This window comes from Variovorax sp. P1_H12_2, assembly GCF_056405335.1.
Genome location: NZ_JBFUCI010000212.1, coordinates 1 through 10,650, shown reverse-complemented (window position 1 = coordinate 10,650; position 10,650 = coordinate 1). Strand labels below are relative to the sequence as shown.

The window sequence follows — 10,650 nt, the reverse complement described above, 5'->3', positions numbered from 1 at the left end:
GGCCAGCTTCCGCGACCCAGGAAGGCAGCACCGGGAGTCGCGCATTCCCGGCAGTTCAACGTCGAAGAATTCGAGCAGGCATTGCGCAAGGCTTGTAAATCAACGACCCCCTCGCCCAGCGCTTCGAACTCAAAGGCGCGTCAACGTCCTCCGAAAGCAGTTCATTCAACTCGTTAAACCCGACCGATCGCTCCGGCCTTCGGCTGACAAGGACGTGTGGTGCAGAGGCAAGGCGGTCACTGCGTTCGCTGGAGTCCTTCAAGAAAGAAGAAATGCGACATTTCAACTTCGCTGGCGCTGCGACATTTGAAAGCAGCGTTGACAAAAACGGGTGGACTGCAGGCCTACGAAATCAACGGCCGCTGGTTGCAAGCCGTGACGCGTTGAATGTGAACCTGGGCGTCAGCCGCGCGATGCCGGGGACATCATCCGGACCCGCCGGCTCACCACTTCCCGTCAGCCGGCCGCTTCGGCTTCGCAGCTGCGCCCAGCAGCTGGACCGCGTCGGGCCGCTTGCCGCGCTCGGCGAAATCGGCGGCCGTCATGCCTTGCTCGTTCTTCATCGAGACGTCGGCGCCTTCGTCGAGCAGCAACTGGACCGCTGCAGCGGATCCGTACATCGCGGCCATCATCAATGGCGTGGTGCCGTTGGGCGACTGCGCGTTGATGAAGGCGTCCTTGTCCAGCAACTGCTTCATGATCGCGACCTGGCCGCTCGTGGACGCGTAATGCAGCGGCGTCCAGCCAGGCTTGTTGATGTCGGCGTCGCGCGCGATCAGCTTGGTCACGAGTTCCTGCTGGCCCTTGATCGCGGCCAGCATCAGCGGGCTCTCGTCCTTGGCATTGCGGGCCTCGATGTTGGTCTTGGGGAAATCGATCAGCACATCGATCACCTTCGGCGAGGGTTCCCGTATCGCGATCAGCAGCGCCGTCTGCCCCTTGTCATCGCGCGTGTTGGGATCGAACCCCTTGGTCAGCAGGCTCTTGATGCCGCTGACGTTGTCCGCCCGGGCGGCCCGAAAGAAGTCGTCGGAATCTGTTGCCTGTGCCGAAAAAGATGCTGCAAAAACAGCAAGATATAGAAGTTTTTTAAAGTGATTTCTCATGTCTTGGCCCCGCTGAACAGGGTCTCGAAATTGTCGCTCGTGGCCTTCGCGATCACCTCGACGGGCAGCTGGCGCAACTGTGCGATCTGCTGCGCCACGAAGGGCACGTAAGACGGATTGTTGGTCTTCCCGCGGTACGGCACCGGGGCCAGGTACGGGCTGTCGGTCTCGATCAGCATCCGGTCGAGCGGCACGAAGGCGGCGACGTCGCGCAGATCCTGCGCCTTCTTGAAGGTCAGGATGCCCGAGAACGAAATGTAGAAGCCGAGGTCGAGCGCGGCGCGCGCCACCTCGGCAGTCTCGGTGAAGCAATGGAACACGCCGCCGGCCGCCCGGCTCCCGCCCTCCTCGCCCTCCTCCTTCAGGATCGCCAGTGTGTCGGCCGAGGCTTCGCGGGTGTGGATCACCAGCGGCTTGCGCGTTTGTTGCGCGGCCCGGATGTGGACCCGGAAGCGGTCACGCTGCCATTCGAGGTCGGCAATGCTGCGGCCGCCCTTGCGCTCTTCCATCTGGTAGTAGTCGAGCCCGGTCTCGCCGATGGCGATCACCTTGGGCAGCGCGGCGCGCCGCACCAGGTCCTCGACCGTAGGCTCGGCGATGTCCTCGTTGTCCGGATGCACGCCGACGCTGGCCCAGAAGTTGTCGTGGCGCTCGGCCAGGGCCTGGACCTCGGGGAATTCCTCCAGCGTGGTGCAGATGCACAGCGCCCGGTCGACCTGCGCGGCCGCCATCGCGGCGCGGATCTGCGGCATCTGGTCCGCGAACTCGGGAAAGGTCAGGTGGCAGTGGGAATCGGTGAACATCGCAGGATCGGCTTGGGCGTCGGCAGCCCCGGAATGGCGCGGCCGCCGCAGCGACCGCGGCTTCGCGTCATGGGGGCCGGACTCAGATGGTCTGGGTCGGGCGGTCGGAGGCCAGGGTGGCGCCCAGCGCCTCTTCGATGCGCGCCTTGAGCTGGCGCGACTTCTCGTCGGAGGGAAAACGGATGCCGACGCCCGGTGCGCGGTTGCCCGCGGCACGCGCCGGCGTGATCCACGCGACCTTGCCGGCCACCGGATAGCGCTGCGGATCTTCGGGCAGCGTCAGCAGCACATAGACGTCGTCGCCCAGCCGGTACTCGCGCGAGGTCGGAATGAAGATCCCGCCTTCGGCGAACAGCGGGATGTACGCCGCATACAGCGCGCCCTTTTCCTTGATCGCCAACTGGATGACGCTGGGCCGGACGGGGGCGGAGGGGGAAGGAGCGGCAGGTGTGTTCATGGGCGGCGGCGTGCCGAGTTTAGGGTGGTTCTCGCCTCGCTCACAAGCGCTTCCAGCATCAGGCCCGCATTGAACGGATGTTCTGCGGTTTTTGCCGCATTCGCGAGCGAGCGGGACCAGCGCGCCAGCGCGGCCCGGGGCGGTGCCGCGGGCAGGTCGGCGGGCTCGAAGAAGCGCGGTTCGGCACCGCAGTCCGTGGCCATCAGATCGTGGCAGAGTTTCTGCAGCGCGCCGATGGCCTGGGCCGGGGCATGGTCGGCCAGTGCGCCGACATCGCCGCGCGACATCGCCTTGGGCAGCAGGGCCCAGGCCTTGGGCGACTGGCCCTGGCCGGCCAGGCGCAGCGCGTCGCTGGGCCGGCCGCCGGCCGCGCGCAGCAGGCCGGGCGCATCGCCCGCGGGAACGCCCTGCCCGACCAGCCACTCCAGGGCCGCGTCACCCTCGGGCCAAGGCAGCGTGAAGCCGAGACAGCGGCTGCGGATGGTGGGCAGCAACTGCCACGCGGCCTCGCTGGCCAGCACGAAGCGCACGTCGCCGACCGGCTCCTCCAGCGTCTTCAGCAGCGCATTGGCCGTGATCAGGTTCATGCGCTCGGCCGGATAGACCAGCACCGCCTTGCCGAGTCCGCGCGCACTGGTGCGCTGGGCGAAGCCGATGGCGTCGCGCATCGCCTCGACGCGGATCTCGCGGCTGGGCTTGCGCTTCTTGTCGTCGATGTCGGCCTGCGACTTCTCGTCCAGCGGCCAGCCCAGGGCCTGCATCGCGACCTCGGGCATCAGCACCAGCAGGTCGGCGTGGGTGCGGACCTGGATCGCGTGGCAGCTCGGGCAATGGCCGCAGGCGCCGTGCGTCTTGGCCTCGTCGGGCTGCTCGCAGAGCCAGGTCGCCGCCAGCGACAGGCCCAGTTCGTACTGCCCGAGCCCCGAGGGGCCCTGCAGCAGCCAGGCATGGCCGCGCTGGCGCAGCAGTTCGGCCAGCGGCTGGCGCAGCCAGGGCTGGAGCGTATCCACCGTCATCGGGCGCGCCCCGCCAGCGCCGCTTCGACCTGCTGCCAGACCTGGTCGCGCGACTGGCCGGCATCGATACGCACGAAGCGGGGCGCACCGGCTGCGCGCTCGGCATAGCCGGCGGCGACGCGGCGGAAGAACTCGACCGGCTGCGACTCGAACTTGTCCGGCAGTCGGGCGCCGGCCAGGCGCTCGGCCGCGGTCTCGGGCGGGAGGTCGAACCACAGCGTGACGTCGGGTTGCAGCAGCGGGCTGGAAGCCTCACCCGGCGTGCCCTGCACCCAGTGCTCGAGCGCCGACAGCACGGCCGCATCGAAGCCGCGGCCCGCGCCCTGGTAGGCGAAGGTGGCGTCGGTGAAGCGGTCGCACAGCACGACGTCGCCGCGCGCCAGCGCCGGCTCGATCACGCGAACGATATGGTCGCGCCGCGCCGCGAACACCAGCAGCGACTCGGTCAACGCGTCCATCGGCTGCACAAGGATCAGTTCGCGCAGGGTTTCGGCGAGCGGCGTGCCCCCGGGTTCGCGCGTGCGCGTCACCTGGCGGCCCTGCGCCTTGAACAGCGCCTCGAGCGCGTCGAGGTGGCTCGACTTGCCGGCCCCGTCGATGCCTTCGAGGGTCAGGAAAAGCCCCTTCATTGCCCACTCCGCTGGTTGGGATCGCCGCCGCGCTGGTAGCGGTTCACGGCCCGGTTGTGCTCATCGAGCGAACGGCTGAACTGGCTCGTGCCATCGCCTCGGGAAACGAAATAGAGCGACTGGCTCTGCGCCGGTTGCACGGCCGCCAGCAGCGCGGCCTTGCCCGGCATCGCGATCGGCGTCGGCGGCAGGCCGTTGCGCGTGTAGGTGTTCCAGGGCGTGTCGGCCTGCAGGTCCTTCTTGCGAAGGTTGCCGTCGTAACGCGTGCCCAGGCCGTAAATGACGGTGGGATCGGTCTGCAACGGCATTCCGACGCGCAGCCGGTTGACGAAGACGGCCGCGATCTCGGCGCGGTCCTGGGCCTTGCCTGTCTCCTTTTCGACAATGCTGGCCAGGATCAGCGCCTCGTCGGGCGTCTTGAGCGGCAAGTCGGAGGCCCGGGCGGCCCAGGCGGCCTCGAGTTTCCTGTCCATGGCGCGCATGGCGCGCTGCAGCAGGGCGATGTCGGTCGAGCCCTTCGAGTAGGTGTAGGTGTCGGGGAAGAAGCGGCCCTCCGGGTGCTGGCCCGGCCGGCCCAGTGCAGCCATCAATTCCTCATCGCTGCGGCCGACGGTCTCGGGCTTGAGCTGTTCGGCCTTGGCCAAGGCCGCGCGCACCTGGCGGAAGTTCCAGCCCTCGACCAGCGCCAGGCTGCGTGTCGCCTCCTCGCCGCGCACCAGGATGTTGAGCAGCAGTCGCGGCGTGACACCCCGCTCCAGTTCGTAGCTGCCGGCGCGCATCTGCCGGTCCTGGCCCGAAAAGCGGAACCACAGGTAGAGCAGTTGGGGCGGCACGTCGACGCCCGCGTCGGCGACTGCCTGCGCGATGCCGCGCGGCGTGGTGCCCGGCTCGACCGACAGATCCACGCTGGGCGCGGGCAGCTTGAGCGGCTGGTTGACCCACCAGAGGCCTGCTGCGCCCGCGGCCAGGGCAACGAGGGAGGCCAGCAGAAAAAGAGTGAGAAAGAAGCGGCGCACGGATTCCGGGAAAGGAGGCGAACAGAGAAACGAGGTAGCCCTGCGGGCCAAACGGAACGAAGCAGGCCATGATAATTCAGCGATGACCTCTGTCGTTCTGAATGGCGTGACCGCCCTCTCCCACCTCGGTGTGATTCGAGCCGCTGGCCCCGATGCCGCGAATTTCCTGCATGGCCAGTTGACCCAGGATTTCGCCTTGCTCGACGCTTTCGAGGCCCGCCTGGCGGCGCTGTGCACCGCCAAGGGCCGGATGATCGCCAGCTTCGTCGGCATCCGGCCCGAGCCCGATCTGGTCCTGCTGGTGTGCAGCCGCGACATCCTCGCCGCGACCTTGAAGCGGCTGTCGATGTACGTGCTGCGCGCCAAGGCCAAGCTCAGCGACGTCAGCGATGAATTCGTCCTCTACGGCATGGCCGGAACCGCGCTGATCGCCAACGGCGTCGATGCCGGCGCGCCGCCGGGGCGCTCCAGCGCGGTCGGCGCCGCCCACGCGGTGACTCTCTACCCGTCCGACGGCGTTCCGCGCGCGCTGTGGATCGCACCGGCCGGCAGTGCCGCGCCCCAGGGCGCCGCGCTGGACCCGGCGCTCTGGTCCTGGAGCGAGGTGCGCAGCGGCATCGTGACGCTGAGCACGCCGGTGGTCGAAGCCTTCGTGCCGCAGATGCTCAACTACGAATCGGTGGGTGGCGTGAATTTCAAGAAGGGCTGCTATCCGGGCCAGGAAATCGTGGCGCGCAGCCAGTTCCGCGGCACCTTGAAGCGGCGCACCTACATCGTGCAGGCCAGCGACGAGGTGGCGGCCGGTGACGAAGTCTTCGCGGCCAACGATGCGGCGCAGCCGGTCGGCACCGTGGCCCAGGCCGCCCCGGCACCGGGCGGCGGATGGGCCGCGCTGATCTCGATCCAGATCGCCGCGGTCGACGCCGGCGGGCTGCATGCGCGGTCTGCCGATGGGCCGGCGCTCACGGTGGAGCCCCTGCCCTACGCGCTGCTGGAGGATATCTAGGGCCGGCACGAAGCACACGCAGGCGGCAGCCGTTCCTGCTGGCGGCGCCCGCCGCTCTTGGGGCCGGCGCGCTTGTCTCCTGCGCCCGAACGTGGTGTACTTTCCGTTGGTCCCGCGGCAGCAGAACGTTGGTCGCATCTTCGCCGGCCGCAGGCTTCTGTCGATGACCTCTCTCAAGGAGCGGACATGTCACTGCGTATCAACGATCTTTCACCCGACTTCACGGCCAACACCACCAAGGGGCCGATCAAGTTCCACGACTGGATCGGCGACAGCTGGGCGATCCTGTTTTCGCATCCCAAGGACTTCACGCCGGTGTGCACCACCGAACTCGGCTACATGGCGAAGATCGAGCCCGAGTTCACCAAGCGCAACACCAAGCTGATCGGCTTGAGTGTCGATCCGGTCGACGCCCACGACCGCTGGGCCAAGGACATTGAGGAGACCCAGGGCTACCTGCCCACGTACCCGATGATCGGCGACACCGACCTCGCCGTGGCCAAGCTCTACAACATGCTCCCGGCCGACGAGCCGGGCACCTCCGACGGCCGGACGGCGGCGACCAACGCCACGGTGCGCTCGGTGTTCGTGATCGGCCCCGACAAGCGCATCAAGCTGATGCTGACCTACCCGATGACCACGGGCCGCAACTTCGACGAGATCCTGCGCGTGCTCGATTCGATGCAGCTGACGGCCGCGCACAAGGTCGCCACGCCGGTCAACTGGAAGAACGGCGAGGACGTGATCATCGCCGGCTCGGTGTCGGACGATGACGCCAAGAAGCTGTTTCCCGACGGCTGGAAGTCGCCGAAGCCCTATCTGCGCGTCGTCAAGCAGCCGGGCTGATCCGAGCGCACCGCAAGCCGCCGAACCAACCGTCGCAGGACACGCCCCATGGTCTTCGCGCAGATTGCGACCGGCGGCTGCCAGTCCTACCTGGTCGGCTGCGACGAAACCTGCGCCGCCGCGCTGATCGATCCCGAGCTGAGCCAGATCGATCACTACATCGCCCTCGCCGCCCGTGACGGCGTGCGCATCCGCTACCTGATCGATACCCACACGCACGCCGACCACTTCTCGGCCACCCGTGAACTCGCGCGCCAACTGGGCGTGCCGGTCGTCATGCACCGGGCGAGCCCGGCGCCTTTCGTGGACATGCGGCTCGGCGACGGCGAAATGGTCGTGCTCGGCAAGCTGCGGCTGCAGGTACTTCACACGCCGGGGCACACGGCGGACTCGATGTGCCTGCTGGTGGGCGATCGCCTCTTCACCGGCGACACGCTGCTCATCGGTGCGACCGGCCGCACCGACCTCCCGAGCGGCGACCCGGAAGCGCTCTACGACAGCCTGTTCAACCGCGTGCTGCGGCTGGACCCGGCGCTCAAGGTGTGCCCGGCGCACGACTACAAGGGCCGCAGCCATTCGACGATCGCGGAGGAGCTCGCCTCCAACCCGCGGCTGCAGAAGCGCGAGCGCGGCGACTTCGTCGAGATGATGCGCAGCCTCAATCTCACGATGCCCACGCACATCACCGAAGCATTGCGCACCAACATGAGCGGCGGCAAGACGGTGGCGCGGCTGCTGGCCGAGGCCACGGCGGCCGTGCCCTTCATGTCGCTGGCCGAACTCAAGGGGCGCGTGGAGGCCGCCGAAGACGACCTCATCGTGCTCGAYGTGCGCGAACGCGATGCCTATGAGGGCGGCCACATCCCGGGCGCCCGGCTGCTGCCGCGCGGACAGCTCGAACTGCGCGTCAACCAGGACCTGCCGGACCCGACGCGGCGCATCCTGAGCTGTTGCGAGCTGGGCTACATCTCGACGCTCGCCGCATCGACCCTGCGCCAGATGGGCTTCCTGCACACGGTCGCGCTCGATGGCGGCATGAAGGCCTGGCGCGAAGCCGGCTATCCGCTGAAGACCGGCCGGGAACCCTGAGCCGCGCGAAGCCGCGCGGTGTTCATCAGCAGCACCGTCCCTTGCCGCCGCCGTACCGCGCCTCCAGCCGCTCGCGGAAGAAGGCCTCGTAGCTCATCGGGGCCTGGTCCGGATGCGTGCGCTCCATGTGGCTCAGGTAGGTGTCGTAGTCCGGCAGGCCCACCATCAGGCGCAGCGACTGCGCCAGCGAGCGCGTCAGGTAGCGCCCGGTCTCGGCCAGGCTGGCGCCGGCGGCCCTCATGCGGCGGCCGACGGCACCATCGGTTCGAACGGCGTCTCGCGGGTGGTCGGGTGGTTGGCCCGGCGCGCGGCCAGCGCACTGCGCACGCTGTACACCAGCACGCTCAGCACCACGAAGATGAAGAGCGCGCACAGCCCGGCGTCGAGCCGGTCGTTGAAGACGATCCGGGCCATCGCCTCGGGCGTCTTCGCGGGAGCGATCAGCACGCCCTGCGCCAGGCCGTCGGCGTACTTCGAGGCATGGGCCAGGAAGCCCACCTTCGGGTCGGCCGAGAAGATCTTCTGCCAGCCCGCGGTCAGCGTGCAGATCAGCAGCCAGGCGGCCGGTGCCGCCGCCACCCAGGCATAGCGCTCGCGCTTCATGCGGAACAGCACCACGGTGCCGAGCATCAGCGCCACCGCGGCCAGCATCTGGTTGGAGATGCCGAACAGCGGCCACAGCGTGTTGATGCCGCCGAGCGGATCGACCACGCCCTGGTACAGGAAGTAGCCCCAGGCCGCGACGCACAGGAAGGTCGCGATCAGGTTGGCCGGCAGCGAGTCGGTGCGCTTGAGCGCCGGCACGAAACTGCCCATCAGGTCCTGCAGCATGAAGCGGCCGGCGCGGGTGCCTGCGTCCACTGCGGTCAGGATGAAGAGCGCCTCGAACAGGATCGCGAAGTGGTACCAGAAGGCCATCATCGCCTGGCCGCCGATCACCTGGTGCAGGATGTGCGCCATGCCGACCGCCAGGGTCGGGGCGCCGCCGGCGCGGCCGAGGATGGTGCTCTCGCCGACGTCCTTGGCGGTCTGCACGAGCATCTCGGGCGTGACGGCGAAGCCCCAACCCGAAATGGTCTGCGCCACTGCTTCGGGCGTGCTGCCGACCAGCGCGGCCGGGCTGTTCATCGCGAAGTAGACGCCCGGGTCGATGCAGGCGGCCGCCACCAGCGCCATCACGGCGACGAAGGATTCGGCCAGCATGCCGCCGTAGCCGATGAAGCGCGCGTGCAGCTCGTTGTCGAGCATCTTCGGCGTCGTGCCCGAGGAGATCAGCGCATGGAAGCCCGACACCGCGCCGCAGGCGATGGTGATGAACAGGAACGGGAACAGGTTGCCCGACCAGACCGGGCCGTTGCCCTGCGCGAACTGAGTCACGGCCGGCATCTGCAGGGTCGGCGCGACGAACACGATGCCGATCGCCAGCGCGATGATGGTGCCGATCTTGAGGAAGGTCGACAGATAGTCGCGCGGCGCCAGCAGCAGCCACACCGGCAGGCTGGCGGCGACGAAGCCGTAGCCGATCAGCATCCAGGTCAGGGCCTTGCCGTCGAAGGTGAACATCGGGCCCCAGGTCGGGCTCATGCTCACGGCCTGGCCGCCGAAGATCGCCGCCATCAGCAGCACGAAACCGATCACCGAGACCTCGCCGATGCGGCCCGGCCGGATGTAGCGCAGGTAGAGGCCCATGAAGACCGCGACCGGAATCGTTGCCGCCACGGTGAAGGTGCCCCACGGCGATTCGGCGAGCGCCTTGACCACGATCAGCGCCAGCACCGCGAGGATGATGATCATGATCATGAAGGTGCCGAACAGCGCGATCATGCCGGGCACGGTGCCCATCTCCTGCTTGATCAGGTCGCCCAGCGAACGGCCGTCGCGGCGGGTCGAGATGAACAGCACGATGAAGTCCTGCACCGCGCCCGCGAACACCACGCCGGCCAGGATCCACAAGAGCCCCGGCAGGTAGCCCATCTGCGCCGCGAGCACCGGGCCGACCAGCGGACCGGCGCCGGCGATGGCCGCGAAGTGGTGGCCGAACAGCACGTTCTTGTCGGTCGGCAMGTAGTCCAGGCCGTCGTTGTGGCGGTGCGCCGGCGTTTTTCGACTGCCGTCCAGGCCGAGCACACGGGTGGCGATGAACAGGCTGTAGTAGCGGTAGGCGATCAGGTAGGTGCAGATCGCGGCGACCACGATCCAGAGCGCATTGATGGCTTCGCCGCGGGACAAGGCCACGGTGCCGAGCGCGAAGGCGCCGACCACGGCCACGACGAGCCACACCAGGTGGCGGCGGATGCTGTGCATTGGGAATGTCTCCGGAAAATGAACCCCCGGGAGTTTCGCGAGCCTGGGCCGCGCCTGCATCGGTTGCACCGCGCGAATCGGGTGCGTGGCACCACCTAAGGGATAACCCTAGGCGACCGATCAGCTGCTCTTGAATTCCCGGGCGTGTTCCACGGCGTACTTGATCAGGGCCGACTGGCCTTCGAGCCCGAGCCGCCGCTTGATGCTCTGCCGATGCGCCTCGACCGTGCGCACGCTGAGGCCGAGGTCGCGCGCGATCTGCTTGCTCGAGTCGCCGCGGCCGAGCGCCGACAGGATCTCGCTCTCGCGCGGCGTCAGCAGCGGCCGCGGCTGCTGGTTGGCGAAGAGCCGCTGCGACACCGCCGAACTGAGGAACGT

12 protein-coding genes are annotated in these 10,650 nt (G+C 68.2%); 3 read left to right on the top strand and 9 right to left on the bottom strand.

The genetic code is table 11. From position 1 onward, the window contains the following. Nucleotides 1-443: 443 nt before the first annotated feature. The 6 genes from AC1D2K_RS20330 to mltG form a co-directional block, all read right to left on the bottom strand. On the bottom strand, nucleotides 444-1,106 hold the full coding sequence (locus AC1D2K_RS20330) for an ankyrin repeat domain-containing protein (protein WP_478090635.1): 663 nt from the start codon (nucleotides 1,104-1,106) through the stop codon (nucleotides 444-446). Next, nucleotides 1,103-1,909, bottom strand: a complete 807-nt coding sequence (locus tag AC1D2K_RS20325; protein ID WP_478090634.1) for a TatD family hydrolase — start codon at nucleotides 1,907-1,909, stop codon at nucleotides 1,103-1,105. Before AC1D2K_RS20325 ends, AC1D2K_RS20330 begins: the two co-directional genes overlap by 4 nt. Before the next feature lie 82 nt (nucleotides 1,910-1,991). After that, nucleotides 1,992-2,366, bottom strand: coding sequence for a PilZ domain-containing protein (locus AC1D2K_RS20320; RefSeq protein WP_478090633.1), 375 nt, complete (start codon nucleotides 2,364-2,366; stop codon nucleotides 1,992-1,994). After that, entirely contained in the window at nucleotides 2,363-3,382 is a 1,020-nt protein-coding gene (locus tag AC1D2K_RS20315; protein ID WP_478090632.1) for a DNA polymerase III subunit delta', read from the bottom strand. The genes AC1D2K_RS20320 and AC1D2K_RS20315 overlap by 4 nt, the downstream gene beginning before the upstream one ends. After that, on the bottom strand, nucleotides 3,379-4,011 hold the full coding sequence (tmk, locus tag AC1D2K_RS20310; RefSeq protein WP_478090631.1) for a dTMP kinase: 633 nt from the start codon (nucleotides 4,009-4,011) through the stop codon (nucleotides 3,379-3,381). Before tmk ends, AC1D2K_RS20315 begins: the two co-directional genes overlap by 4 nt. Then, nucleotides 4,008-5,027 (bottom strand): endolytic transglycosylase MltG, encoded by a 1,020-nt coding sequence (gene mltG, locus AC1D2K_RS20305; protein WP_478090630.1) that lies wholly within the window; start codon nucleotides 5,025-5,027, stop codon nucleotides 4,008-4,010. The genes tmk and mltG overlap by 4 nt, the downstream gene beginning before the upstream one ends. Before the next feature lie 82 nt (nucleotides 5,028-5,109). On the opposite strand from mltG, the gene ygfZ reads away from it, so the two are divergent. From ygfZ to AC1D2K_RS20290, 3 genes are all read left to right on the top strand, one after another. Beyond that, complete coding sequence (gene ygfZ / locus AC1D2K_RS20300; protein ID WP_478090629.1) at nucleotides 5,110-6,033, top strand: CAF17-like 4Fe-4S cluster assembly/insertion protein YgfZ; 924 nt, start codon at nucleotides 5,110-5,112, stop codon at nucleotides 6,031-6,033. Nucleotides 6,034-6,219: 186 nt separating this feature from the next. Continuing rightward, a complete protein-coding gene (locus AC1D2K_RS20295) occupies nucleotides 6,220-6,879 on the top strand; it encodes a peroxiredoxin (protein ID WP_478090628.1) in 660 nt (219 codons plus the stop codon). A gap of 48 nt (nucleotides 6,880-6,927) precedes the next feature. Continuing rightward, complete coding sequence (locus AC1D2K_RS20290; protein ID WP_478090627.1) at nucleotides 6,928-7,968, top strand: MBL fold metallo-hydrolase; 1,041 nt, start codon at nucleotides 6,928-6,930, stop codon at nucleotides 7,966-7,968. Nucleotides 7,969-7,993: 25 nt separating this feature from the next. Here AC1D2K_RS20290 and AC1D2K_RS20285 read toward each other — a convergent pair whose 3' ends face one another. The 3 genes from AC1D2K_RS20285 to AC1D2K_RS20275 all read right to left on the bottom strand — a co-directional run. After that, nucleotides 7,994-8,209 carry a YbdD/YjiX family protein gene (locus AC1D2K_RS20285; RefSeq protein ID WP_478090626.1) on the bottom strand — a complete coding sequence of 72 codons (216 nt, stop codon included), beginning with the start codon at nucleotides 8,207-8,209 and terminating at the stop codon, nucleotides 7,994-7,996. Then, nucleotides 8,206-10,272, bottom strand: coding sequence for a carbon starvation CstA family protein (locus AC1D2K_RS20280; RefSeq protein WP_478090625.1), 2,067 nt, complete (start codon nucleotides 10,270-10,272; stop codon nucleotides 8,206-8,208). The genes AC1D2K_RS20285 and AC1D2K_RS20280 overlap by 4 nt, the downstream gene beginning before the upstream one ends. A gap of 120 nt (nucleotides 10,273-10,392) precedes the next feature. Further along, on the bottom strand, nucleotides 10,393-10,650 hold a 258-nt coding region (locus AC1D2K_RS20275; protein WP_478090624.1), incomplete at its 5' end, for a response regulator transcription factor.

Coding starts and splice junctions, on each gene's coding strand:
- AC1D2K_RS20295 (WP_478090628.1), top strand. CDS start 6,220: ATGTCACTGCGTATCAACGATCTTTCACCCGACTTCACGGCCAACACC.
- AC1D2K_RS20330 (WP_478090635.1), bottom strand. CDS start 1,106: ATGAGAAATCACTTTAAAAAACTTCTATATCTTGCTGTTTTTGCAGCA.
- ygfZ (WP_478090629.1), top strand. CDS start 5,110: ATGACCTCTGTCGTTCTGAATGGCGTGACCGCCCTCTCCCACCTCGGT.
- AC1D2K_RS20320 (WP_478090633.1), bottom strand. CDS start 2,366: ATGAACACACCTGCCGCTCCTTCCCCCTCCGCCCCCGTCCGGCCCAGC.
- tmk (WP_478090631.1), bottom strand. CDS start 4,011: ATGAAGGGGCTTTTCCTGACCCTCGAAGGCATCGACGGGGCCGGCAAG.
- AC1D2K_RS20315 (WP_478090632.1), bottom strand. CDS start 3,382: ATGACGGTGGATACGCTCCAGCCCTGGCTGCGCCAGCCGCTGGCCGAA.
- AC1D2K_RS20285 (WP_478090626.1), bottom strand. CDS start 8,209: ATGAGGGCCGCCGGCGCCAGCCTGGCCGAGACCGGGCGCTACCTGACG.
- AC1D2K_RS20325 (WP_478090634.1), bottom strand. CDS start 1,909: ATGTTCACCGATTCCCACTGCCACCTGACCTTTCCCGAGTTCGCGGAC.